Raw genomic sequence first — 23,432 nt, 5'->3', positions numbered from 1 at the left:
GCATTGCTCGCTTTCTTCCGGGATCCGTACGGTGGGTGGTCGTCAGGGGAGGGGGTGCCGGTGAGGGAGACGGAGGCGGGGGCGCCGGAGCGGCGGGAGTCGCCGGGACGGGCGGCGCGGATCGGGCCATCCGACCGGTTCGCGGCCCTGCGTGCCACGGTGAGGCTCGGGGCGGTGAGGCTCGGGGCGGTCCCGCGCGCCCCGGTGACCCTCGGGGCGGCCCTGCTCATCGTGGCGTCGCTCGGGCTGCGGGTGCTGATCCTGCGTGACGCCTACTTCGTCGAGGACGACCTGCTGTTCGTCGGCAACGCCTATGAGAACGGGCTCACGCTCGACTTCGTGACGCGGGTGCACAAGGGTCACTTCATGCCCGGCGCGATCGCACTGACCTGGGTGCTCTCGCGCATCGCGCCCTACGACTGGCTGCTGGTGGCGAGTGTCACCTTCGCCGCCCAGGCGCTGCTCTCGGTGCTGATGTTCCGGCTGCTGCGGCTGCTGTTCGGCACCCGTCCGGCGATCCTGGCGCCGCTGGCGGTGTTCCTGTTCTCGCCGCTGACCGTCCCGGCGTTCGGCTGGTGGGCGGCGGCGATCAACGCCGTCCCGCTCCAGCTCGCCCTGGTGCTCGCGCTGACCTGCCAGGTCCGCTTCGCCCGGGGAGAGGGCGTCCGGTACGCCCGGCGCGCGCTGGGCTGGACCGTGTTCGGCATGGCCTTCAGCACCAAGGGCGTCTTCGCGGTCTTCCTGCTCTTCGCGCTGACCACGGCCTTCCTCGGCGACCGGGAGGTCGGCTGGGTCCGCGCCATGCTGCGCGAGGTGCGGCGGAACTGGCGGCTGTGGTCGGTGCACGTGATGGTGGTCGCCGCCTACACGATCGTCTACCTCCTGCGCGCGGACACCGCCCCCGGCGAGGGCGCGTCGGTGCCCAGACCGGACGTGGCCGCGGATCTGGTGGAGCTCATGCTGGGCCACACGTTCCCGAGCGGGGCGGTCGGCGGCCCGGTCACGTGGTCGCCCGTCACCCCGACCGGGGGCCTGGCGGGGCCGTCCGGCTCCTTCGTCGCCGTCGCCTGGGCGGTGCTGGCGGCCGTTGTGGTGATCACCGTTGTCCGCCGGCGCCGGGCGCCGCGGGCGTGGATCACGCTGGCCGGCTACCTGCTGTTCGCCGACGCCGTCCCGACGGTGATCGCCCGGGGCGACTACACGTCGCTGGTGGGCGCGGAGACCCGGTACGTCGCCGACGCCGTGGTGGTGCTGGCGGTCGGGCTGGGCCTGGCGCTGCTACCGGTTCTCGGGGAGGAGGGCGCCTACCGCAGGCCGCCGTTCTCCGCCGGGTGGCGCGTCCCGGCGCCCGTGATCGCCGTGATCGCCGTGATCGTCGTCGGGGCCTATCTGGCGGTCTCGGTGGTCTCCGTCGACGCCTACCGGCGTACCCTCAGCGGCGACCGGGTCCGGGCCTACCTCGGCACGGTCGCGCGGCAGCTCGCCGCCGCCCCCGACGACGTCGTCATCTACCCGACCCCGCTGCCGGACGACATCGTGCTGCCGCTGAACGGGAACCGGCGTCTCAGCCACCGGTTGCTCGCCCCGCTCGCCCGCCCCGTCGTACGGATCCGGATGGCCTTCCCGGAGCCCTCCCACGACGCACGTGTCTTCGACCGGAACGGCCGGCTGGCCCGGATGAGCGTTTTCGGCTTCTTCGGCGCGCGAGGGGAGGGTGAGCGCTGCATGCCCACGCGCGACGGCATGATGCACTTCCCCGACGCCGTCTCGTTCGGCGGGGCCGCCACCGCGGGCGCGGTCGCCTACACGGCGGAGCGGCCGGCCTCGGTGACCGTCGAGGTCGGCGGGGAGCGCATCGTGCTCGCCCTGCGCGCGACGGACCGGGGGCTGATCCACTTCCCGGTGCACGCCGTCGGCAGGGGCATGCGGATCACCCTGGACGACCCCGCGGCGGGGGTCTGCGTGACCGGCGTGGCGCTGGGCGTCCCGGTCGCCGAGGGCGAGCAGCCCGGCTAGCCCGCGGGTCAGCGCACCAGGCGGTTCAGGCGGGCGGCGGGCACCTCGACGTACCGGTAAGTCAGGGTGGCCAGGCCCAGGGTGATCGCGGTGATCGGGACCAGGTTGAGCAGGAAACCGCCGGTGAAGGGCTGCTGCTCGGTGAACTCGTACCACAGGTGGATCGCCACGAACTGCCAGAGGAAGACCCCGTAGGAGACGCGGCCCAGAAAGCCCATGACGCGGTTGCCGAGCACGCGCCTGAGGGGGGAGTCGCCGGGAGGCGGCAGGGTGGCCGGGACCAGCAGGCACACCGCCACGACCGTGTACAGGACGATCTCGAAGAGGCCCGACCAGACGCCGTCGATGCCGAGGAAGCGGGTACCGGTGACCGGGGAGGCGGCCACCGCGTACGCCATCGCGCCGGCCAGCAGCCAGGAGCCCGGCGAGCCCTCGACCGCGCGGCGGAAGCGGCGGGCCGGGGAGTCCTCGTCGGGGTCGGCGTGGATCCAGGCGACCACCACGGCCATCGCCATCCCGGCGGCGAAGAAGATCGCCGACCGGGGCGGCCAGGTGTTCAGGTAGGGCCGGTACTCGGGGTAGTAGGTCAGCAGCGTCCAGGCCGGTGAGACCGCGCCCAGCGCGCCGAGGCCGATCAGCAGCCGGCGGGCGCGGCGGCGCACGTCGTCCCCGCCGCGCCGGGCGAAGGCGGCCAGCGCGGCGGCGATCAGCGGCAGCAGCACGTAGAAGGCCGCCTCCACCGACAGGCTCCACATCTGCGCCAACCCCTTGGGCCCCAGGCCGAACCACCAGGGGGTGACGTCGTAGTTCTGGCCGAGGGCCAGCAACTCGATCCAGGTCCACGCCTCCGACACGTGGTCGCGCGACCACAGGAACATGGCGGTGACCACCACCAGCCAGTACGCGGGTAGGATGCGCAGCGCCCGTCGCCACAGGTAGGCGCGGACGCGTACCGGGGGGTCGCCGCGCAGCAGGGCGACCGCGTAGGGGCGGTAGAGCAGCAGGCCCGACAGGGCGAAGAAGATCGGCACGGCCACGTCACCGCGGGCCAGCAGCGCGCCGGCGAAGCCCTCCCGGAGGGCGGCCGCGGTCTCGGTCGCCACGTGGAAGGCGAGGACCGCGAAGGAGGCGATCGCGCGCACGCCGTCCAGGGTGTCCAGATGGCCGCCGGGCCCGTCCTCACCCCTCGCGGGGGCGGGAACGGAGCGGGGGGCCAAGGTAGAACCTGTTTCGGTCACTTTTCCGCATTCCCTGGTGACGTGGGTGATCGGCCTCACTAACATACTGGCGAGTAGAACGTGATTTAAGTACATTTCACCCCCCATGAGAACCTGCCTTCAGCGGGAGCTCCCCCAGGAGGATCAATGCGGCGTGTCGTCGGAGTCGTTCTCTTAGCCGTCGGAGCCTTCCTCGTCGTTCTCGCTCCGCTCGTACGCTTCCAGGTGGCGCCCAAGCTGATCGCCGCGCCGGCCAACCAGTACAACATCCTCAAGCTCCAGGCGGACGACGCCCAGTACTTCAACCGGGGGAAGCTGAAGGTGCTGACCGGTGACCTCGCCATCACGGTCACCACCCGCGGCGACGTCTCGCAGGCGTCCGGCGACCGGGTCGTCTGGGACGAGGTCACCGCGGTCAACGACGTCACCAACGAGAGCCCGCTGGTCTCCCTCACCGAGCGCCGCAGCGCCTTCGACAAGTACACCGGCGTCGGCGTCGACTGCTGCGCGGCGAACATCGACAAGAAGCCGGTGAAGATGGAGGGGCAGATCTACAAGTTCCCCTTCGACGTGGAGAAGAAGACCTACAAGTGGTTCAACTCCGTCACCGGGGCCGCCTACGACGCCAGGTTCGTCGGCGAGGACGTCGTCAACGGCCTGCCGGTCTACAAGTTCGAGCAGACCGTGCCGCCGACCAGGACCGAGACCGTCGCCGCGCCCGCCTCGGTGCTCGGCATGGACGAGACCGGTGACGTCCAGGTCGACCGGGTCTACGAGGGCGTCAACACCGTCTGGATCGAGCCCGTCTCCGGCTCCCCGGTCAAGCAGGAGCAGCAGCGCAACGAGGTCCTCAAGACCCAGGACGGCGTCGAGCGCTCCAAGGCGTTCGTGGCCACCGCCAAGATGACCCCCGAGACCGTCAACGCCCTGGTGGAGGACGCCGTCCAGGCCAAGAGCCAGATCACGCTCATCAAGTCCACGATCCCGCTCGTGCTGCTCGTCCTGGGCGTGGCGCTGCTGGTCGCCGGCTTCCTCGTGGCCCGCTCGGCCGGGCGCGTCCGGGCCTGAATGGCGGACGAGACCGCGACCGTACGGCCGCCGGCGGATCCGCCGGCGGCCGTACGCGTGGGCGCGGGCACGGTGGCCGCCGGGCTGCTGCGGGCCTGCCGTCCCCGCCAGTGGCTGAAGAACGCCCTGGTCTTCGCCGCCCCCGCCGCCGCGGGCGTGCTCGGCTCCGCCGCGGGCCTGCTCGGCGCGCTGATCGCCTTCGCCGCGTTCTGCCTGGCAGCCGGCGGCGCCTACCTGCTCAACGACGTCGCCGACGTCGAGGCCGACCGGCGGCACCCGCGCAAGCGGTACCGCCCGGTCGCGGCCGGGCTGGTCTCCGTCGCCCTCGCCCGGACGGCCGGCGTCGTCCTGGTGGCGGCCGCCCCGGCGGTCGCCTGGCTGACCGGGGACTGGCGGCTGCCCGCCGTCGTGGCCGGATATCTCGTGCTCACCTTCGCCTACACGTTCTGGTTGAAGCACCAGGTGGTGGTGGACCTGGTGGCGGTCGCGGGCTGCCACGTGCTCCGCGCCCTGGCCGGGGCGGTCGCGGTGGGGGTGCCCGTGACCGCGTGGTTCCTGATCGTCATCTCGCTGGGCTCGCTGCAGCTCGTCGCAGGCAAGCGCGAGGCCGAGCTGCGGGCGCGGGGCGGGGGCGACAACGGCACCCGGGCCATTCTGGCCGCCTACACGCCCGGCTACCTGGCCAACGTGCGGGCGATGTCGTCCGGTGCGATGATCGTGACGTACTGCCTGTGGGCGCTGGACGAGCATCCCGGGCTGTTCTACGGGCTCAGCATCGTGCCGTTCGTGCTCATCGTGCTGCGGCACAATCTCCTGGTGGACCGGGGAGTGGGGGAGGAGCCCGAGGAGCTCGTCCTGCGCGACCGGCCCATGCTGCTGTCCGTCGCCCTGCTCCTCACCCTCGTGCTCATCGGGATCTACCTGTCATGACCTTCCTGACCGGCTGGGGCCGCACCGCGCCCACACCCGCACGCCTGGCCCGCCCGCGCTCGGCCGGGCAGGTGGCCGAGCTGGTCCGCGGGGCCGGCGCCCGGGGGGTCGCCGCCCGGGGCCTCGGCCGGGCGTACGGCGACGCCGCGCAGAACGCCGGCGGCCTCGTCCTCGACTGCACCGGCCTGACCGGCTGGACCCTCGACGAGGCGGCCGGGACGGTCACCGCCGCGGCCGGGGTCAGCCTGCACGAGCTGCTGGCCGGCCTGGTGCCGCGCGGCTGGTTTCTCCCGGTCTCGCCCGGCACGCGGCACGTCACCGTGGGCGGGGCGATCGCCGCCGACGTGCACGGCAAGAACCACCACGTGGACGGGTCCTTCGGCGCGCACGTGCGGTCGCTGACCCTGGTGACCGCGGACGGGGTGAGCCGCGCGCTCCGGCCCGGGGACCCGCTGTTCTGGGCGACCGTGGGCGGCATGGGGCTGACCGGGGTGATCACCGGGGCGGTGTTCGGGTGCGTGCCGGTCGCGACCTCGCGGATGCGGGTGGACGTCGAGCGCACCCGCGACCTGGACCACACCCTGGAGACGATGGCGGCCACCGACGACCGGTACCGCTACACGGTCGCGTGGATCGACCTGCTGGCCCGCGGCGGCCGGATGGGCCGCAGCGTGCTCACCCGCGGCGACCACGCCGTCCCCGACGAGCTGCTGCGCGGCGCCGACCCGCTCGCCTACGCGCCCCGGGCCCGCCTGGCGGCCCCGCCCTGGGCGCCGGACGGCCTGCTCAACCCGCTGACCGTCCGGGCCTTCAACGAGGCCTGGTACCGCAGGGCGCGCACCAGGAGCGGTCTCATCCAGGACATCGCGCCGTTCTTCCACCCGCTGGACGGGGTGGACGGCTGGAACCGGATGTACGGCTCGCGTGGCCTGGTGCAGTACCAGTTCGCGGTGCCGTTCGGCGAGGAGGGGACGCTCCGCCGGATCGTCTCCCGGCTCTCGGCGGAGGGCGTGGTGTCCTTCCTGACGGTCCTCAAGCGCTTCGGGCCGGGCACGCCGGGGATGCTCTCGTTCCCGCTCCCCGGCTGGACCCTCGCCCTGGACATCCCGGCGGGCCGGCCCGGCCTGGCCCGGCTGCTGAGCGCGTTCGACGACTGGGTCGCCGCCGCCGGCGGCCGGGTCTACCTCGCCAAGGACTCGCGCATGTCGGCCGCCTCGGCCGCCGCGATGTACCCCCGGCTCCCGGAGTGGCGCAAGATCCGCGACGAGGCGGACCCGGACGGGGTGTTCCGCTCGGACCTGGCGAGGAGGCTCGGGCTGTGAGGGCCGCGAGACGTCGGAGGGCTGTGAGGGCCGCGGGATGCGAGAGGGCGGGGAGGCCCGTACGGTGAGGAACGCGCCGGCGGGGAGGCCCGTACGGTGAGCGACGCGTCGGCAGGGAGGCCCGTACGGTGAGGAACGCGCTCGGCGAGGTGGACACCGTGCTGCTGCTCGGCGGGCGCAGCGAGATCGGCCTGGCGATCGTGGAGCGCCTGCGACCCCGCCGGGTCGTGCTCGCGATGCGCGGCGGGGGCGAGGCTCCCGCGCTGGGCGGGGCCGAGGTGCACGTGCTGGAGTTCGACGCGGCCCGGCCCGAGACGCACGCCGGGGTGATCGAGGCCGCGGCCGAACTGGTCGGCGATCTCGACGTGATCGTCCCGGCCTTCGGCGTGCTGGGCAGCCAGGCCGTCTACGACGCCGACCCGGTGGCCGCCGCCGAGGCGGTCGCCGTCAACTACGGCGGGCACGTCTCCGTGGGCCTGGCCGCCGCCCGCAGGTTGCGCGAGCAGGGGCACGGCACGCTGGTCGTGCTCTCCTCGGTGGCGGGCGTGCGGGTGCGCAGGGCCAACTTCGTCTACGGCTCGGCCAAGGCGGGCCTGGACGGCTTCGCGCAGGGCCTCGGCGACGCGCTGCACGGCACCGGGGCCCGGGTGATGGTGGTGCGGCCGGGCTTCGTCATCGGGCGGATGACGCGGGGCATGACGCCCGCCCCGATGGCCACCACCCCGGGTGAGGTCGCCGCCGCGGTGGCCGCCGGGCTCAGGTCCGGAGCGGAGATCGTGTGGGTTCCCGGGCGGCTCCGCGCCCTGTTCGCGGTGATGCGCGTCCTGCCCCGCGCGGTGTGGCGCAGAATGCCGCGGTGAAACACGTTCTGCTTATTGTTACCGGCCGGTACAGAGCGAATATTCTAGACTAGAACGTGTTGCAGTTCGCCGATTCGGGATCGTACCGTGGGCGCATGCGGACACGTGTCACCGACATGCTCGGTATCGAGTTTCCGATCTTCGCCTTCAGCCACTGCCGGGACGTCGTCGCCGCGGTCAGCCGCGCCGGCGGGATGGGCGTGCTCGGCGCGCTCTACTTCAGCCCCGAGGAGCTCGAGACGGAGCTCAAATGGATCGACGACCACGTCGACGGGCGGCCGTACGGCGTCGACGTGGTCATGCCCGCCTCCTACGCCGGGGCCGACCTGGGCGTCGACTCCCCGGAGGACCTCGTCCGGCGGCTCCAGGGGATGATCCCCGAAGGGCATCGCGCGTTCGTCGACGGCCTGCTGGCCGAGCACGGTGTGCCGCCGCTCTCCGGCGACGCCGACGCCGGGAAGGTGCTCCTCGGCTGGACCGACGCCACCGCCCGCCCCCAGGTCGAGGTCGCCCTGAAGCACCCGATCGCGCTGCTCGCCAACGCGCTCGGCCCGCCCCCCGCCGACGTCGTCGAGCTGGCCCACGCCAAGGGTGTGAAGGTCGCCGCGCTCGCCTCCACCCCCCGGCACGCGACCAAGCAGGTCGAGGTGGGCGTGGACATCGTCGTCGCCCAGGGCACCGAGGCCGGCGGCCACACCGGTGAGATCTCCACGATGGTGCTGATCCCGCAGGTCGTGGACGCCGTCGACGTGCCCGTCCTCGCCGCGGGCGGCATCGGCGACGGCCGCCAGATGGCGGCCGGCCTCGCGCTCGGCGCCGAGGGGGTGTGGACCGGCTCGATCTGGCTCACCGTCGAGGAGGCCGACACGCCCGCCGCGGCCAAGGAGCGGATCCTCCAGGCCACCTCGCGCGACACCGTCCGCTCGCGCTCGTGGACCGGCAAACCCGCGCGGCTGCTCAAGAACGAGTGGACCGACGCCTGGGAGTCGCCGGAGTCCCCGGGCACGCTGCCGATGCCCCTGCAGTTCATGCTGATCTCCGAGGCGCTCCGGCGGATCGGCCGCTCGGACGCGACGGAGCTGGCGACCTTCCCGGCCGGTCAGATCATCGGCGCCATGAACCAGGTCAGGCCGGCCAAGGACGTCGTCTTCCAGATGGCCGAGCAGTACGTCGCGGCCATGGAACGCCTGAACCGCATCACGGAAGCCTAGTACTCCGGTGCCGCTTTCCGATCTTGCTCGTCGGGGTCGCATGAGGACGGCCACCGCGTGATCATCGAGTGTCGCGTGGACACTCGGAGATCGTGCGGTGGCCGCGGGCCATGGCGCGGACCTCGCCACTTCCCCGAACACGACGCGGCCGAGGTGCCGCTGCCGTGGGGCCGTCACCCGGCCCGCAGGAGTTGTTCGATGAGGGGGCGCATCCGGTATGGCGCCTCACAGTGCATGGAGATCATCGTGCTGGTCCGCTCGACGCCTTCTATGTCGAGGAGGAGGTTCGTCACCCGGTAGAGGTCGTCGGTGTCCTGTGCGACGACTCTGAGCAGCAGATCGAAGTCGCCCGAGGTGGCGTGGATCTCCAAGACGTTCGGGATCGCCTTGAGCGCGTCGTATGCGCGCGTACGCGCCGGCTGCCGGAGCGCCATGGCCACGAACGCCAGCAGTGGATGCCCGAGAGCGTCCGGGAGGACGCGGGTGGTCGGAGCCGCCAGTGCCTGCCCGGCGGCCATCTTCTGCATCCGGGCACCGATGGTGTTGCGCGAGACGCCGAGCTTCCGGGAGAGTCCGAGCACGCTCAACTCGGGGTCGGTGTCGAGTGCGAGGAGGATCCGCGCGTCCAGCGGGTCGAGACGGTAGGTGTGGGCATTTTGCATAGTCATCCTTCGGGATCGTTGCAATCGGCCAAGCGGAGCCGGGCCCGGTTGCGCACGTGCTGCTCGCGAAGCAACCTCATCGCATGATTGCATTCAATTCTTCGCCGCGGATCCTGGAACGGGTAGCCGCTCTCCCGAGGTACGCCACCGCCACCGCCGCGCCGTCGGCGGAGATGGTCTATCTCGCGTCGAACGAGTCGCCCTTCGAGCCGCTCCCCTCCGTGCGGCAGGCCGTCATCGCGGGTAGCGCTCGGCTGAACCGGTACCCGGAGATGCACTCCGGTGCGCTGCGGGGAGTCCTCGCGGAACGACTCGGCGTGGCCCCGGACCGCGTTGTCGTCGGCACGGGAAGTGCCGGCATTCTCCAGCAGGTTTTCGCCGCGTTCGCTCAGGAGGGCGACAGCGTCGTGTATCCGTGGCGTTCGTTCGAGGCGTACCCCATCCTGATCGGGGCAAGTGGTGCGACGGGTGTCGCGGTGCCACTCGGCGCTCGCGGTGAACTCGACCTCGCCGGGATGCGCGCCGCGATCGATACCTCCACCAAGGCGGTCCTGCTCTGTCTTCCGAACAACCCGACCGGAACGATTCCGTCCCGGTCGGAAGTCGCGGAGTTCGTCGCGGCCGTGCCCGGCCACGTGCTCGTCGTGATCGACGAGGCCTACCTCGAGTTCGTCGGCCCCGGCAGCGGGGTCGACGCGCTGCGACTCCTGACGAGGCATGACAATGTGTGCGTCGTGCGGACGTTCAGCAAGGCGTACGGCCTGGCGGGTCTGCGCATCGGATACGCCGTCAGCTCAAGCCGGATCGCGGACGCGCTGCGCAGAGTGTTCCTTCCGTTCGGCGTCACCGCGCTCGCGCAGGCTGCCGCGTGCGCCTCCCTGGACGCGCGGAGTGAGCTGGACGCCCGGGTGGATGCCATCGTGCGGGAGCGCGAGCGCGTCTCTCTCGCACTGCGCGGACATGGTTGGCCCGTTCCGGAGTCTCACGCGAACTTCGTCTGGCTCGCGGTCCCGGAGACGGCCGAGGCGGTGGGCGAGGCGCTCCGGGATCGTGGCGTCATCGCGCGGGTCTTCCCCGGAGATGGCGTGCGCCTCACGATCGGCACGCCCGAGATGAACGACCACGCGCTGGCGGCGCTCACAGAGATGCGGGAACGATGACCTCGAAGACACGGCCGCCCCACCCGCGGCACTCGGCCGTCGAAGACGTCCTCGCATTCACCACCGGCACGGTCCTGGCCGCGACGGGGGTGTACGTCCTCTCGCAGGCGGGACTGGTCACCGGCGGGACGGCCGGGCTGGCGCTGCTCGTCGGCTACACGGGTCTGGCGCCGTTCGGGGTCGCCTTCGCGGTCGTGAACCTGCCCTTCTTCGTGCTCGCGCTGGCCTTCCGCGGCATCAGGTTCACGGCGCTGTCCGCGGCCGGGATCGTGTCCGTATCGGTGATCTCGTCATTCGGCCAGCAGTTGCTCGGCACGGCTGAGCCCAACCCCGTCTTCGCCCTGCTGGCGGGCAATCTGCTCGCGGGCACCGGCATCCTGGTGCTGTTCCGTCACGGTGGCAGCCTCGGCGGGTTCAATGTCATCGCGCTCATGATGCAAGACCGGTTCGGGGTGAGAGCCGGCTGGGTGCTCCTGGTCTTCGACGTGTCCGTCATCCTCGGCTCCATGTTCGTGACCTCGCCGGTCACGGTGCTCGCGTCCGCGGGCGGGGCCGTTGTGCTGAACTCCGTTCTCGCGCTCAACCACCGTCCCGGACGGTACGCCGTTCCCGCGGCGCCGGCGGGCGCGTCGTGACGCGGAACGGCCGTGGGTGGTTGTCCACCCACGGCCGTTCCGCGCCAGGCTCAGGACTCTTCGAGAGCGGATTCGAGGTATCCCTCGACGCCGGGGCCGCCCGGTCGCCGATACTGCCTGATCGCCCCGTACACCGCGGCGACCGCGGGGATCAGCGGCATCACCGCGAATACGGGGGAGTCGCCGCCGGTCACCGCGCTGTAGTTGAGCACGATCAGCAGTCCGACGGCGGTGAGCACGAGCGCCGATGCGGACGGCGCGATGCGCGCGGCGAACCATCCGCCGCGGATCTTGCCCTTGCCCCGGGCCGCGACGACGCTGACGGACGCGGCGACCATCATCGCCACGAGCGACAGCGCCGTGATGCCGGAGATCGCGGGGAAGAGCGTGGAGAACACGTCCACCTGGGCCACGACGAACGGCAGCAGGAGCAGGGCCGAGAACGCCACCTGCACGAGGGAGGAGACGTAGGGGGAGGAGTGCGCGCCGTGCGTGCGGGTGAGCGCGCCGGGGAGAAGGTGCGCCCGTGCCAGCGCGAACTGGTACCTGGCGGCCATGTTGTGGAACGCGATGGCGGCGCCGAAGAAGCTGACCATGATGAGGAGGGTGATCACGCCCCCGGCCCATGGCCCGATGTACTCGCTCGCGGTGGCGGTCACGATCGAGCCCGGGTCGGTGGCCGTGGTGGCGACGACGTCCGGATGGGCGGCGATGAGGGTCCAGGTCGAGACGACGAACACGGTGGTGAGCAGGCCGAGGGAGATGTAGGTCGCGCCGGTGATGCTCCGGTGTCCGCCCCGTGCCTCTTCGGAGTAGATCGTGGAGGTCTCGAACCCTCCGAAGCTCAGCAGGATGAACACCAGGCTCAGCGCGAGGTTCCCGCTGAACGCCTCGGAGGGCAGGAGCGGCGTGAGGTTCCATCCCTCGGGACGTTGCGCGAAGACGGCGACCGCGAGGACCGCGACGAAGAGGAACTGGAGAAGGGAGGACACGATCGTGACCTTCTCGGCGGTCTGGATGCCGCGCATGCCGAGAATCGCGAGCAGGGTGAGCGTGACGGCGGTGAAGGCGTACCACGGGACCTGTAGAGCGAGGTACTGCTCAAGGGCGATGGACGCGTAGAAGCCGGTCGCGGCCGACATGCCCGCCGCCGCCGCGTTGTAGGCGACCGTGGCGACGAATGCGATCGCCGTGCCCGCGGGCTTGCCGAGTCCGAAGCTGACGAAGGCGGCCTGGCCGCCCGCGCTTCGGACGTGGCGGGCGAGCAGGAGATAGCCGACGGCGAAGACCGCGAGGACGACGGCGACGGCGATGAACAGCCCGACGGTGCCGACGCCGACGCCGAAGCCGATGCTGACGGCGATGTTCGTGGCGAGTGCGGTCAAGGGCGCGGTCGCGGCCACGATCATGAAGACCATGCCGACGACCCCGATGCTGTTCGGCCGGAGGGTGACGGCGCTCGCGGGAGCGGCGATGGTGGGTTCTGCGGTCACGACGGCTTCTTCACTCACTCAGGCCGAGGATGCGGCCGTGCTCGTTCCACTCCCAGGGCTTCTCGCCTTCGGAGGGGGACGGCTCCAGCAACTCGACGATGTAGTGCGTGACGGTGTTCGGCCCCGCGTTGCGGATGCGGTGCGGGGGTATCGGGGCGGTGGTCCCGACCGTCTTGTAGAGGACGAACCCGGGCTCGGCCTCCTGGGTCAGCCCCCAGTCGGGGTCTCCGAGTTGCTGCGCCTGCGCGTGACCGGCGTCCGGCCAGATCACGACGTGGTCGTGGAAGTGCTGGTGGTAGTCGAACATGCCACCGTTTCCCGCCAGGGTCATCGCCCACACACGCACGCGGTCGTTCTCGAACAGCAGCCTGTCGCCAGGTGCCGACGGAATCGCAGACTCGTCGGTCATCGAGGGCTCCTCTCCCGATTGCATTGAATCCTTTGATGATTGCATGCAATCAATGGTGAAGCGATACCCCTGAGGATTGGTTGCGGAGATGATGCGCGGTCGTTAAATCGACGTCACGCGAGCTCTTCGAGGTGAGCGCACATGATGTCCCGTGCGGTCTCGACATGGGCGATGGCAAGCCGGCGTGCCCGGTCGCCTTCCCGGAGGTCGATGGCGAGCGCGATGCCCTCGTGCTGGTTCGCGTTCTGCGACAGCAGGCGGATGTCCGCGCGCATGGCAGACCAGGTGGCGTTACGGGGGAGCCGGTTGTGGAGCAGATCGGAGGAGGTCTTGAGCTGCCGGTTGCCGGCCGCCTCGAAGATGGTGGCATGGAACAGGGCGTTCGCCTCATGCCATCGCGAACGCGCCCAACCCTCAGGGCGTCCCTCCTGTAACCCGCTCACGACCTCCCGGAACTGCTTGACGGCTGCCCGCAGGCGCTCAAGCTGGGCCGCCGAGATCCGCTCGGCGGCGAGGAAGGCGGCATGGCCTTCGAGGAGCGCGCGCACCTCGACCACCTCCATGACGTCGCGCGTGGTGGGCAGGCGCACACGGAACCCGCGGTTGGCGATCCGCTCGACGACGCCGACCGCCTCAAGCCGGCTGAGGGCCAGCGCGACAGGTGTCCGGCTGACCCCGTACTCTTCGGCGAGCTTGGCCTGGCGAATCCACGTGCCCACCTCGAACTCGCCGTCGCTGATTCGCCGCCCCAGCGACTCCGCCAGCGCGTCGACGGTGAACGCCCGCTCGGCACGCACGGACTGCGAAGCGGTGGCCGGCAGGGCGTTCGTCATGGAGGTCCCTTCGAGTCGGTTACACCTTTCCCGCGGATTGCATTCTATCTTGCGGCGGCATTGTCGCCGTGGCTTGTCAGCGGCCGGCGGCGTAGCCAAGTCCGCCGCGCGGATTCGCGGCCGCCGTCAGTTCACCGGTCGAAGGATCGCGGCCCACCGCCGACAGGCGCCCGAGTGACCACGGCCCGCCGACGGTGACGGCGTGGCCGCGCCCCCGCAGCTCGTCGATCGCTTCCGGACCCAGGCGGTCCTCCACCACCAGGCCCCGCGGCTCCCAGGCACGCGGCCAGAACGAGCTCGGCACGTGGGTGGTGTGGAAGGCCGGGGCGTCGATGGCCTGCTGCGGGGTGTAGCGCCCGATGACGCGACGCAGGATGTAGGGCAGCTGCCACTGGTCCTGCTGATCGCCACCAGGAGTTCCGAGCGCCTCCACCACCTCGCCGTCGCGCACGAGCATGGTCGGCGACAAGGTGGTGCGAGGCCGCTTTCCGGGACGGAGCGCCGCCGGTGCACTCTCGTCCAGCCATGTCATCTGCAATCGGGTGCCGGCGCAGAAGCCGAGCCCGGGCACGGCCGGGGAGGACTGCAGCCAGCCACCGGACGGGGTGATGCCGGCGATGTTCCCCTCGTCGTCGACGACGTCGATGTGGCAGGTGTCGCCGCGCGTCTCCCCTGACGCGCGCACGGTCGGCTCGCCGGTGCCCGCCCCTTCCGCCCCGGCCGCCGTGTGCAGTGCCGGAAGGAAGGCGGTATAGCCGGGGATGACGCCGGGGCGCCACTCGTCGCTGGCCGTGTTGCCGATCAGCGCCGCGCGTTCCCGGGCGTACTCCTCGCTGAGGAGCGTGGCGAGCGGGACGTCCCCCCGCGAGTCACCGTAGTACGCCTCGCGGTCGGCGAAGGCGAGTTTGAACGCTTCGGTGATCAGGTGCGCGCCGAGCGCCGTGGAAGGGTCCAACTCCTCGTCGGGGAAGTGGGACAGGATCGCGAGGGCCTGCAGCAGGACCGGTCCCGACCCCCACGCGGCCGACTTGACGACGTCGACGCCGCGGAAGGAGTACATCGCGGGCTGTTCCCACGTCGCGTCGTACGAGCGGAGGTCCGCTTCCGTGAGAACGGCCGCGTAGTCGCCGCCGTCGGCGTGCCGATGCGGGGCCGACAGGAACTGCACCAGCTCTCGTGCGACGAACCCCTCGCGCCATTCCGCCAGTACGCGTGCGAGCCGCTCCCGGCGGTTCGCGCCTTCGCGTGATGCGTCGGCGAGCCGTTCGAGCGTCCGGCCCCACTGCGGGTTCGTCACGATGTCACCGGCCCGAGGTGCCCGGCCCTCGGGCATCCACAGTGCGTAGGACGACGGCCAGTGCTCCCGGAACAGTGGCTCGACCGTGGTGAGAATGTCCGCCCAGCGGGCGTCCACGGGAACCCCGTTGTACGCGTAGTCGATCGCGTACTCGACGATGTCGGTGAAATCCCACGTGCCGTGGTCGCGCAGGAGCACGAGCAACGCGGGCACGGCGCCGGGGACGGCCGCGGCCAGGCCTCCCGCGCCGGGAACCGAGGTCAGTCCGAGGGCACGCATGTGGGCGATGGACGCCGAGGCCGGCGCCGGACCCTGGCCGGCGAGGACGCGCGGGCGCCGGCCTGCGACGGCCGCGAGCCCGACCAGGTCGCCTCCCGGCCCGTTCAGGTGGGGCTCGGCGACGTGCAGGACGAAGCAGCCTGCCACAGCCGCGTCGAACGCATTCCCCCCGCGTTCGAGGACGCTCTGCGCCGCACCGGTGGCGAGCCAGTGCGTCGAGGCCGTCATGCCCCGTCGTCCCCGCAGTGTCGGTCGTGTGGTGAAACGGTCGGCGGGCCCGAAGATTGCCTGTGACATGTTGTGAACCTGCACCTCCATGATTCGACGGCCACGATTGCACTCGGCAGGCGAGCGGCAGCGGGCTTCAGCTGCCGTCGTCGTGCTTTTCGACGAACGTCCGGACCAGTTCGGCGACCCGTGAGCGGTACTCGAAAGCCAACGCGTGGCGTCCGCCCTCGATGATCGCCAGGTCGGCCCCCGGAATCGTCGTCGCGAGGAACTCTCCCGAGGAGAGGGGCATGACCGGATCGTCGTCACCGTGGATGACAAGGGTCGGAGCCGCTATCCGGCCCACCTCCGCGGTGGTGTCGTGTGTCGCGAGGGCGCCGAGGCGTCGGGCGCGCTGGTCGGGTGCCCGTTCGACGAGGCCGGCGCGTACGCGCTCGACGAGGGCGGCGTCGCGCTGACCGGCAGGGCTGACGGCACCGTCGAGCGTCCACTGCCGCCGCTCGTCCGCGGTCATCGAGTCGCTCCGAGCGAGGTACGCCCGCACAGGCGCCGACGAAGCGGTGGTCGCCACCAGAATGAGCGACCGGACGCGCTCGGGGTGCCGCAGGGCCAGGTGCTGCGCCACGGCGCCGCCGAACGATGTTCCCAGTACGTGCGCTCGCGCGAGGGACAGCGCGTCCAGGACCGCTGCGGCGTCGTCCGCGATGTCGCCCAGGTCATAGGGTTGCCCGGCACCCCCGGAGCCGTCGCCGGTGTCCGCGGTGTCCCGTTGGTCGAACGAGATCGATCGGATCGAGGCGGGAAGCGCCTGGATGAGGTCGTCGTACTGACCGGCCCCGCTCTCGGCGCCGTGCAGGAGCAGCAGGGGCGTCCCGGTCACGGTGTCGATGATCATTGGGCGGAGCCCGTTCGAGAGCGTGATCTCAGAAGATTTCATTGGCCCTGTCCTTGGGAAGGTGTGCGATGGGGACGCGAACACGGTGCTCCGCCCGCCGCAGGCGTTCTCCGGTCAGCGCGACCGCTACGGTGACGAGCGCGGCGAGCGCCGATCCGAGACTGAAGTGAATTCTCAGCAGCTGCGCACCCGCCAGCGCTCCCGCACCGATGAGGGCGACGGCGAGCAGCCGCCTGAGCCACGGCTGCGTCGCGCCGGAGGCCAACCGGGCGTCGAAAGCCAGCCCGACCAGCGTCGATGTCACGACAACGGTGGTCACGTCCTTGACGGCGGCGGTACGGGCGGCGCCCGCCTGCACACCCATCGCCACACCGAGCGTCGCGGTCACCGGGTCCCGCCACGCTCCGGTCACCGCCGGGCTGACCAGGCCCGGCACCGCACTCGCCGCCAGAAGCACCGCGACGCCGAGCAGGAGCCAGGTCGTGCGCGCGCTCCAGCCCGGATGGGCGCCACGTGCGACTCGGCCGGCGAGCACGGCGCCCGCGAGGAAACCGGCCAGTGCGATGACCGGACCGGTGACGGGGAGGTCGTCGGTACCCGCGAGTCCCATGCCGAGGATCACGATGTTGCCGGTCATGTTCCCGGTGAAGACACGGTCGAGCCCGAGGTATCCGACCGCGTCGATGACACCGGTGGAGAACGTCAACGCGAGCATCAAACCGGTCCGGGCGTGCTTCGCGGGAGACGTCGCGACGTGGGAGCTCACGCGGCGAGCAGGGGGAACCGCGAGTTGCGGGCGGCGAGTTCGGCGGCGGTCGACGGCACCAGCAGGTCTCTCGCCTCGGGGACACCGGCCTGCGCCCGCTCGACGTGCGGGCGGAGGCGACGCTCGTACGCGGTGAACGCCGCGGCATGGTCGGCAGGCCGGTTCGCCGCTCCGAGTTCCTCCCCGAGCAGTGACGCGCCGAGCATCGCGAGGGACGTACCTCGGCCCGAGAAGAGCGCGGCCGCGTGTGCCGCGTCTCCGACGAGGACGACCCGATCGGATGACCAGGACGGCATGTGCACCTGGCTCACCGAGTCGAAATACAGATCGGACGCCTCCCGCACGGCGTCGAGCAACTCCCCGACACGCCAGCCGTTCTCCGCCGCGAAAGCGTCCTGAATGAGCCGCTTCTGCTCGTCCAGGCTGTGGTGGTCGTAGGCCACCTCAGGGCTCCGGAACGCGAGGAATCCCAGTGTGCGGGTGCCGAAGTCCGAGATCCCCGCCATCTTGCCCGGGGAGTTGTACGTGAGGCTCTCGCCGTAGACGCCCGAACCGGTGGGCAGGTCCACGATCGAGAAGTACACGCCGAGGTGCCGCCGGAACTCGTGCTCGGGGCCGAACACCGCGCGGCGAACCGTGGAATGGATCCCGTCCGCACCGATGACGAGATCGAACCTGCGCCCGGCTCCGCTCGCGAACGCGACCTCCACGCCGTCACGGCTCTGCCGCACCGAAGTCACCGAGTCGCCGTACACGAACTCCGCCCGGTCACCGATCGCTTCGTGAAGGATGTCCACGAGGCGGTCCCGTGCGATCTCGATGTCCCCGTCGGAGTCGCTCGCCTCCGCGTTGGGCAGCGCCGCCACGGGTGAACCGGTCGCGTCGACGAAGGTCGTGAACAGCGTGCGCCCGCTGTTGACGACGCGCTCCTCGTGGACACGCCGCAGAATGCCCATCTCGGCAGCCACACGCAGTGCTTCGCCACGGACGTCGATGGGAGAGCCCGCCCTGCGCAGAGCGGGCGCACGCTCCACGACGGTCACCTCGTGGCCCCTCGCCGCGAGCTGGTGGGCGACACTCAGGCCTGCGATGCTCGCGCCCGAGACAAGAACTGTCATGCCGGTTCCCCTCCTGCAACACCGGACCGTTGTCCAGGATGGACCATTAATAGCATGCAATCATGTCCATCTTGTTTCCAAACGAGGTGGATACCAGGCTGCAGGTGAGGTTAACGGCAAGGATTGCATGCAATAAGCTTCATGAAGCCCGCATCGGCGGATCAGGACGCCTGGTGTCGCCGGCCGCGACGAGCCCGCGGTCACCGTGCCGGCCGTGTCCGGCGCGGTGGTCCGGTGGCGCGGCGGGAGCGTCACGCCTGCGTGGCCGGCGGCAGGAACGCGCTGCCCGCGGTCTGCCGGGCGCGCGGCATCCGCGCCGGAGTGCCGGTGACCCGGGCCACCCGGAGCGCCGCCGGGTGGCCGTCCGGGGTGTCCGGACGCCGCCGGGGGCGGGGCTACGCGCCCCGGTAGACCGCCGGGCGCTTCTCCCGGAAGGCGCGTGAGCCCTCCTTGGCGTCCTCGGAGCCGATCACCGGCCAGCCGATGGCGTCGGAGACCTTCAGCGCCTCCTCCTCGGGCAGGCCGAGGGTCTCGCGGTAGGCGCGGAGGATGGCCCGGACGGCGAGCGGCCCGCACTCGGCGATCTGCCCGGCGATCTCCAGGGCGACCGGCAGGGCCCGGCCGTCCGGGACGACCCGGTTGACCAGGCCCATGCTCAGCGCCTCCGCGGCGGTGACGGCGCGGCCGGTCAGCAGGATGTCCATGGCGAAGGCGTACGGGATCTGGCGCGGGAGCCGGATCGCGGAACCGCCCATCGGGAACAGCGCGCGACGCGCCTCGAACAGGCCGAGGGTCGCCGACTCCGCGACCACGCGCAGGTCGGTGCCGACGAGCAGCTCGGTGCCTCCCGCGACGGCGTACCCCTCGACCGCGCACACGATCGGTTTCGTCGGCAGCGCGCCGGAGTCGCGGAGCAGGCCCTTCCAGTGGTAGTCGGGGATCGCCGCCGCCCGTTCCCTGACCCGGGGGTCCTCGGATGGGGAGCCCATGGCCTTCAGGTCGGCGCCCGCGCAGAACGTCCCGTGCGCGCCGGTGAGCACGGCCACGCGGACCTCGGGTTCCGCCGAGACGTACGACCACGCGTCGGCCAGGCCGACCAGCATGTCCGAGGAGAGCGCGTTCCTCGCCTCCGGGCGGTCCATGGTGACGACGACGACGTGCCCGCCGCGCTCGATCCGGCAGTGCGGGGTGCTGATCGGCAGAAGCTCCACGGACGACCTCCTTTTTAGCAAGCGCTTGTTAGGCGATCCTAGGTGGCGGAGGGGGCCGCCGCATCCCGCGGCCATGATTTGAATCAAGCGCTTGCTCGGTATGCCTCCCGGGGTTAGTCTGCCCATGCGTACAAGAACAGATTCTTGTTCCATCCCTCCCGTGCCGCCAGATCTTGTCGCGAAATCGAGAACGTGATTCACTCCGGCGATCCGGGGGCCTTTCGAGCAGAGAGGATTTCCGATGGGCACGCTCGGTTTCTGGAGACTGGCGCAGGCGGACCCCGACTGGATCGCCGCCGTGGACCCGGACGGCACCGAACACCGCGCCGGGGACCTGCTCGCCCGGGCCAACCGCCTCGTCCACGGCCTGCGAGAGCTCGGCCTGCGGAACGGCGACGGCATCTGCGGGCTCGTACCCAACGGCGCGGACGGCCTGGTCCTCTACCTGGCCGCCCTCCAGGCCGGGTGGTACTACACGCCGATCAACTGGCATCTCACCGGCCCAGAGATCGGCTACATCGTCGCCGACAGCGAGGCCCGGGCGTTCTTCGTCCACGAACGCCACGCGGAGGAGGGACTGCGCGGCGCCGCGGAGTCGGGCATCGCCCCCGACCGCGTCTTCGCGTTCGGGGACGTGGCGGGGGCCCGGCCCGTCGCGGAGCTGACCGAGGGCCGGCCCGCCACCACCCCCGAGGACCGCACCGCCGGCGCCACCATGCACTACACCTCCGGCACCACCGGCAAGCCCAAGGGCGTGCGGCGCCCACTGAGCGGCCTCGACCCGGACGACGCCGCCGAGCTGATGACGTTCCTGCTCACCCTGTTCGGCATCACCCCGGGCAAGGAGAACGTCCACCTGGTCACCTCCCCGAACTACCACACCGCGGTCACCCAGTTCGGCGGGACCGCCCTGCACATGGGCCACACACTCGTCTACATGGACAAGTGGGACGCCGAGGAGACGCTCCGGCTCTGCGAGAAGCATCGCGTCACCAACTCCCACATGGTCCCCACCCACTTCAAGCGCCTGCTCGCGCTGCCCGACGAGGTGAAGGCGAAGTACGACCTGTCCTCGCTGCGGTGGATGATCCACGCCGCCGCCCCCTGCCCGGTCCCCGTCAAGTGGGCGATGTTCGAGTGGTGGGGCGACTGCATCTACGAGTACTACGCGGCGACCGAGGGCGGCGGCACCATCGCCACCCCGGAGGGCTGGAAGAAGTACCCCGGCACCGTCGGCACCGCCTGGCCGATCAGCGAGCTGCTCATCGTCGACGAGAACCTGGAGCCCGTCCCGGTCGGCACCCCCGGGACGATCTACATGAAGATGCTGGGCGTCGCCTTCGAGTACAAGGGCGACAGGGCCAAGACCGAGGCCGCCCGCCTGCGGGACCACTTCACCGTCGGCGACGTCGGCTACCTGAACGAGGAGGGCTTCCTCTTCCTCTGCGACCGCAAGGCCGACATGATCATCTCCGGTGGGGCCAACATCTACCCGGCCGAGATCGAGAACGAGCTGATGGTCCACCCCAAGGTCGGTGACGTGGCGGTGTTCGGCATCCCCGACGACGAGTGGGGCGAGCAGATCAAGGCCGTGATCGAGCCGGCCCCGGGCGTCGTCCCCTCGCCCGAGCTGGCCGCGGAGATCCTCGACTCGCTCAGGGGCCGCCTGGCGAAGATGAAGTGGCCCAGGTCCATCGACTTCATCGCGGAGATGCCGCGCGAGCCCAACGGCAAGCTCCTCAAACGCAAGCTGCGCGACCCGTACTGGGAGGGACACGACCGTGCGATCTAGTCGAACCGCGGGATCCGGGAGGCGCCGATGACGCCGGACGTGCGGCACACGCAGGCCGAGCACGTGCTGGAGTTCCCCGGCGGGTACACGCGCACCACGGGCCCGGTGATCGGGCGCTTCCTCACCGAGCTGCGGGACGGGCGCCTCGTCGGGGTCCGCACCGCCGCCGGGCGGACGCTGGTGCCGCCGCTGGAGTACGACCCGGAGACCGGCGACGCCGTCACCGGGGAGTTCGTCGAGGTCGGCCCCGCCGGGACCGTCGAGAGCTGGGCCTGGGTGCGCGCCCCCCGCAAGGGCCACCCGCTGGACCGGCCGTTCGCCTGGGCGCTGATCCGGCTGGACGGCGCCGACACCTCGCTCGTGCACGTGGTCGACGCCGGAGACGTCAAGGCGATGCGGCCCGGACTGCGGGTCCGCCCGCGCTGGCGGGCCGGGCGCACCGGGCACATCACCGACATCGAGAGCTTCGTCCCGGAGGTCGCCAGGATCGTCTCGGAGGTCCGCACCGAGTACCGGGTCAAGCCGGGCCTGGCGCTGGCCCGCTTCCTGGAGGGGATCGCCGCCGGCGTCTTCGTCGGCTGCCGGTGCGGCTCCTGCGGCAAGGTCTACGTGCCCTACCGGCTCTCCTGCCCCGAGTGCGGCGTGGCGATCACCGAGGAGGTCGGGCTCCCCGACACCGGCACGATCACGACCTTCGCCATCAACAACCTGCCCGACCCCCGCGCCCCCGAGGTGCCGTTCGTCTCGGCGTACATCCTGCTCGACGGCTCGGACACCCCCATGATCGCTCTGGTCGGCGGGGTCCCGGCGCACGAGGTGCGGCAGGGCATGCGGGTGCGGGCCGTGTGGGTCCCCGCGGAGGAACGGACGCCGTCGATGTCGAACATCAAGTGGTTCGCCCCAACCGGCGAGCCGGATGCGGAGCTGTAGATGCGGGACATAGCGGTCGTCGCGTTCGCGCAGACCCGGCACAGCGCCGTGGACGAGGGGCCGAGCGAGCCCGAGCTGATCCTGCCCGCGCTGGACGAGGTCAGGGCGAAGACGGGGCTGCGCAGGTTCGGCTTCACCTGCTCGGGGTCGTGCGACTACCTGGCGGGCGCGCCGTTCTCCTTCGTGTCCGCGCTCGACGCGCTCGGCGCGTGGCCGCCGATCTCGGAGAGCCACGTCGAGATGGACGCCGCCTGGGCGCTGTACGAGGCGTGGGTCAGGCTCCAGCACGGCGACGTCGACTCGGCCCTGGTGTACGGGTTCGGCAAGTCCTCCCAGGGCGACCTGCGGGAGATCATGACGCTCCAGCTCGACCCGTACTACCTGGCCCCCCTCGGGCTCGACCAGGTCTCCTTCGCCGCGCTCCAGGCCCGCGCGGTGGGCGCGGACCGCGCGGCGCTGGACGAGATCGTACGACGCAGCCGCCGCGACGGCCGGGCCAACCCCCACGCCCTCGACCTGCCGGACCCGGAGGGGGAGGAGCCCGAGGTCGACCCGTTGCGGCCGTACGACATCGCGCCGATCACCGACGGCGCCGCCGCGGTGGTGCTGGCCGCCGGGGACCTGGCCCGGGAGCTGTGCGAGAACCCGGCGTGGATCCGGGGCATCGCCCACCGCATAGAACCGCATTACCTGGGCATGAGAAACCTTGCCCGGTCGACCTCCGCCGCCGATGCCGCACGAGCGGCGGGGGTCGGCAAGGGTCACGTCGACGTGGCCGAGCTGCACGCCCAGTTCAGCCACGAGGAGATCATCCTGCGCGAGGCGCTGGAACTGCCGGAGGGCACGGCCGTCAACCCGAGCGGCGGCCCCCTCGCCGCGAACCCGGTCATGGCCACCGGCCTCATCAGGATCGGCGAGGCCGCCCAGCGCATCCTGGACGGCACCGCGGGCCGCACCGTCGCGCACGCCGCGAGCGGCCCCTGCCTCCAGCACAACCTCGTCACCGTGATGGAGGCCTGATCGTGAACAGCAGCGACCCCGGCGCGGCGAGCGGGCGGGCCGCGCGGCGGAGTGAGCGGCCCGCGGGGCGAGCGGGGAAC

General features: G+C 71.4%; 21 protein-coding genes. 11 read left to right on the top strand and 10 right to left on the bottom strand.

The annotated features are described in order from the left end of the window. Positions 1–60 precede the first annotated feature (60 nt). Positions 61–2,016 (top strand): hypothetical protein, encoded by a 1,956-nt coding sequence (locus ABD841_RS27935; protein WP_344978043.1) that lies wholly within the window; start codon positions 61–63, stop codon positions 2,014–2,016. Between the two features lie 8 nt (positions 2,017–2,024). On the opposite strand, the gene ABD841_RS27930 is transcribed toward ABD841_RS27935, so the two are convergent. Beyond that, entirely contained in the window at positions 2,025–3,233 is a 1,209-nt protein-coding gene (locus ABD841_RS27930) for an acyltransferase family protein (RefSeq protein WP_344978041.1), read from the bottom strand. Positions 3,234–3,380: 147 nt separating this feature from the next. Between ABD841_RS27930 and pgfA the strand changes: the two genes are divergently transcribed. The 5 genes from pgfA to ABD841_RS27905 all read left to right on the top strand — a co-directional run bounded on the left by pgfA (position 3,381) and on the right by ABD841_RS27905 (position 8,624). Further along, positions 3,381–4,301 (top strand): cell envelope lipid trafficking protein PgfA, encoded by a 921-nt coding sequence (gene pgfA, locus ABD841_RS27925; protein ID WP_344978039.1) that lies wholly within the window; start codon positions 3,381–3,383, stop codon positions 4,299–4,301. Beyond that, the gene (locus tag ABD841_RS27920) at positions 4,302–5,231 is read left to right on the top strand and encodes a decaprenyl-phosphate phosphoribosyltransferase (RefSeq protein WP_344978037.1); all 930 of its coding nucleotides are present in this window, start codon (positions 4,302–4,304) and stop codon (positions 5,229–5,231) included. It abuts the gene before it with no gap. Further along, complete coding sequence (gene dprE1, locus ABD841_RS27915) at positions 5,228–6,553, top strand: FAD-binding protein (protein WP_344978035.1); 1,326 nt, start codon at positions 5,228–5,230, stop codon at positions 6,551–6,553. Before ABD841_RS27920 ends, dprE1 begins: the two co-directional genes overlap by 4 nt. Before the next feature lie 128 nt (positions 6,554–6,681). Continuing rightward, positions 6,682–7,413: a decaprenylphospho-beta-D-erythro-pentofuranosid-2-ulose 2-reductase gene (gene dprE2, locus ABD841_RS27910; protein WP_344978033.1), complete on the top strand. Its 732-nt coding sequence runs from the start codon at positions 6,682–6,684 to the stop codon at positions 7,411–7,413. Between the two features lie 95 nt (positions 7,414–7,508). Continuing rightward, positions 7,509–8,624 (top strand): NAD(P)H-dependent flavin oxidoreductase, encoded by a 1,116-nt coding sequence (locus ABD841_RS27905; RefSeq protein WP_344978031.1) that lies wholly within the window; start codon positions 7,509–7,511, stop codon positions 8,622–8,624. Between the two features lie 173 nt (positions 8,625–8,797). Here ABD841_RS27905 and ABD841_RS27900 read toward each other — a convergent pair whose 3' ends face one another. Continuing rightward, positions 8,798–9,292, bottom strand: coding sequence for an Lrp/AsnC family transcriptional regulator (locus ABD841_RS27900; RefSeq protein ID WP_344978030.1), 495 nt, complete (start codon positions 9,290–9,292; stop codon positions 8,798–8,800). Between the two features lie 50 nt (positions 9,293–9,342). On the opposite strand from ABD841_RS27900, the gene hisC reads away from it, so the two are divergent. Next, positions 9,343–10,446 carry a histidinol-phosphate transaminase gene (hisC, locus tag ABD841_RS27895; RefSeq protein ID WP_344978028.1) on the top strand — a complete coding sequence of 368 codons (1,104 nt, stop codon included), beginning with the start codon at positions 9,343–9,345 and terminating at the stop codon, positions 10,444–10,446. After that, positions 10,443–11,081 (top strand): YitT family protein, encoded by a 639-nt coding sequence (locus ABD841_RS27890; protein WP_344978026.1) that lies wholly within the window; start codon positions 10,443–10,445, stop codon positions 11,079–11,081. Before hisC ends, ABD841_RS27890 begins: the two co-directional genes overlap by 4 nt. 50 nt (positions 11,082–11,131) lie before the next feature. On the opposite strand, the gene ABD841_RS27885 is transcribed toward ABD841_RS27890, so the two are convergent. The 8 genes from ABD841_RS27885 to ABD841_RS27850 form a co-directional block, all read right to left on the bottom strand. Then, the gene (locus ABD841_RS27885; protein ID WP_344978024.1) at positions 11,132–12,574 is read right to left on the bottom strand and encodes an APC family permease; all 1,443 of its coding nucleotides are present in this window, start codon (positions 12,572–12,574) and stop codon (positions 11,132–11,134) included. Between the two features lie 10 nt (positions 12,575–12,584). Next, positions 12,585–12,983 carry a hypothetical protein gene (locus ABD841_RS27880; protein WP_344978022.1) on the bottom strand — a complete coding sequence of 133 codons (399 nt, stop codon included), beginning with the start codon at positions 12,981–12,983 and terminating at the stop codon, positions 12,585–12,587. Positions 12,984–13,096: 113 nt separating this feature from the next. Continuing rightward, the gene (locus ABD841_RS27875) at positions 13,097–13,816 is read right to left on the bottom strand and encodes a GntR family transcriptional regulator (RefSeq protein ID WP_344978020.1); all 720 of its coding nucleotides are present in this window, start codon (positions 13,814–13,816) and stop codon (positions 13,097–13,099) included. A gap of 76 nt (positions 13,817–13,892) precedes the next feature. Then, positions 13,893–15,620 (bottom strand): gamma-glutamyltransferase family protein, encoded by a 1,728-nt coding sequence (locus ABD841_RS27870; protein WP_344978018.1) that lies wholly within the window; start codon positions 15,618–15,620, stop codon positions 13,893–13,895. Between the two features lie 136 nt (positions 15,621–15,756). Next, positions 15,757–16,557 carry an alpha/beta fold hydrolase gene (locus tag ABD841_RS27865; RefSeq protein WP_344978016.1) on the bottom strand — a complete coding sequence of 267 codons (801 nt, stop codon included), beginning with the start codon at positions 16,555–16,557 and terminating at the stop codon, positions 15,757–15,759. Further along, on the bottom strand, positions 16,544–17,281 hold the full coding sequence (locus ABD841_RS27860) for a YoaK family protein (protein ID WP_344978014.1): 738 nt from the start codon (positions 17,279–17,281) through the stop codon (positions 16,544–16,546). The genes ABD841_RS27865 and ABD841_RS27860 overlap by 14 nt, the downstream gene beginning before the upstream one ends. Then, entirely contained in the window at positions 17,278–18,399 is a 1,122-nt protein-coding gene (locus ABD841_RS27855) for an FAD-dependent monooxygenase (RefSeq protein WP_344978012.1), read from the bottom strand. Before ABD841_RS27855 ends, ABD841_RS27860 begins: the two co-directional genes overlap by 4 nt. 395 nt (positions 18,400–18,794) lie before the next feature. Continuing rightward, complete coding sequence (locus tag ABD841_RS27850) at positions 18,795–19,610, bottom strand: crotonase/enoyl-CoA hydratase family protein (protein ID WP_344978010.1); 816 nt, start codon at positions 19,608–19,610, stop codon at positions 18,795–18,797. A gap of 241 nt (positions 19,611–19,851) precedes the next feature. On the opposite strand from ABD841_RS27850, the gene ABD841_RS27845 reads away from it, so the two are divergent. Genes ABD841_RS27845 through ABD841_RS27835 form a run of 3 tightly spaced genes read left to right on the top strand, consistent with a single transcriptional unit; the run spans position 19,852 to position 23,352 of the window. Next, entirely contained in the window at positions 19,852–21,402 is a 1,551-nt protein-coding gene (locus tag ABD841_RS27845) for an acyl-CoA synthetase (RefSeq protein WP_344978008.1), read from the top strand. Between the two features lie 27 nt (positions 21,403–21,429). Then, complete coding sequence (locus tag ABD841_RS27840; RefSeq protein ID WP_344978006.1) at positions 21,430–22,332, top strand: Zn-ribbon domain-containing OB-fold protein; 903 nt, start codon at positions 21,430–21,432, stop codon at positions 22,330–22,332. Further along, positions 22,333–23,352, top strand: a complete 1,020-nt coding sequence (locus ABD841_RS27835) for a thiolase domain-containing protein (RefSeq protein ID WP_344978004.1) — start codon at positions 22,333–22,335, stop codon at positions 23,350–23,352. The last annotated feature ends 80 nt before the right edge of the window (positions 23,353–23,432 follow it).

It is taken from the genome of Streptosporangium fragile (genome assembly GCF_039534445.1).
Classification (GTDB): Bacteria; Actinomycetota; Actinomycetes; order Streptosporangiales; family Streptosporangiaceae; genus Streptosporangium; species Streptosporangium fragile.
The sequence above is the reverse complement of the archived record's forward strand: the minus strand, read 5'-3'. Positions and strand labels throughout refer to the sequence as shown.

Coding starts and splice junctions, on each gene's coding strand:
- pgfA (WP_344978039.1), top strand. CDS start 3,381: ATGCGGCGTGTCGTCGGAGTCGTTCTCTTAGCCGTCGGAGCCTTCCTC.
- ABD841_RS27920 (WP_344978037.1), top strand. CDS start 4,302: ATGGCGGACGAGACCGCGACCGTACGGCCGCCGGCGGATCCGCCGGCG.
- dprE1 (WP_344978035.1), top strand. CDS start 5,228: ATGACCTTCCTGACCGGCTGGGGCCGCACCGCGCCCACACCCGCACGC.
- ABD841_RS27905 (WP_344978031.1), top strand. CDS start 7,509: ATGCGGACACGTGTCACCGACATGCTCGGTATCGAGTTTCCGATCTTC.
- ABD841_RS27900 (WP_344978030.1), bottom strand. CDS start 9,292: ATGACTATGCAAAATGCCCACACCTACCGTCTCGACCCGCTGGACGCG.
- ABD841_RS27890 (WP_344978026.1), top strand. CDS start 10,443: ATGACCTCGAAGACACGGCCGCCCCACCCGCGGCACTCGGCCGTCGAA.
- ABD841_RS27880 (WP_344978022.1), bottom strand. CDS start 12,983: ATGACCGACGAGTCTGCGATTCCGTCGGCACCTGGCGACAGGCTGCTG.
- ABD841_RS27875 (WP_344978020.1), bottom strand. CDS start 13,816: ATGACGAACGCCCTGCCGGCCACCGCTTCGCAGTCCGTGCGTGCCGAG.
- ABD841_RS27870 (WP_344978018.1), bottom strand. CDS start 15,620: ATGACGGCCTCGACGCACTGGCTCGCCACCGGTGCGGCGCAGAGCGTC.
- ABD841_RS27865 (WP_344978016.1), bottom strand. CDS start 16,557: ATGAAATCTTCTGAGATCACGCTCTCGAACGGGCTCCGCCCAATGATC.
- ABD841_RS27855 (WP_344978012.1), bottom strand. CDS start 18,399: ATGACAGTTCTTGTCTCGGGCGCGAGCATCGCAGGCCTGAGTGTCGCC.
- ABD841_RS27845 (WP_344978008.1), top strand. CDS start 19,852: ATGGGCACGCTCGGTTTCTGGAGACTGGCGCAGGCGGACCCCGACTGG.
- ABD841_RS27840 (WP_344978006.1), top strand. CDS start 21,430: ATGACGCCGGACGTGCGGCACACGCAGGCCGAGCACGTGCTGGAGTTC.
- ABD841_RS27835 (WP_344978004.1), top strand. CDS start 22,333: ATGCGGGACATAGCGGTCGTCGCGTTCGCGCAGACCCGGCACAGCGCC.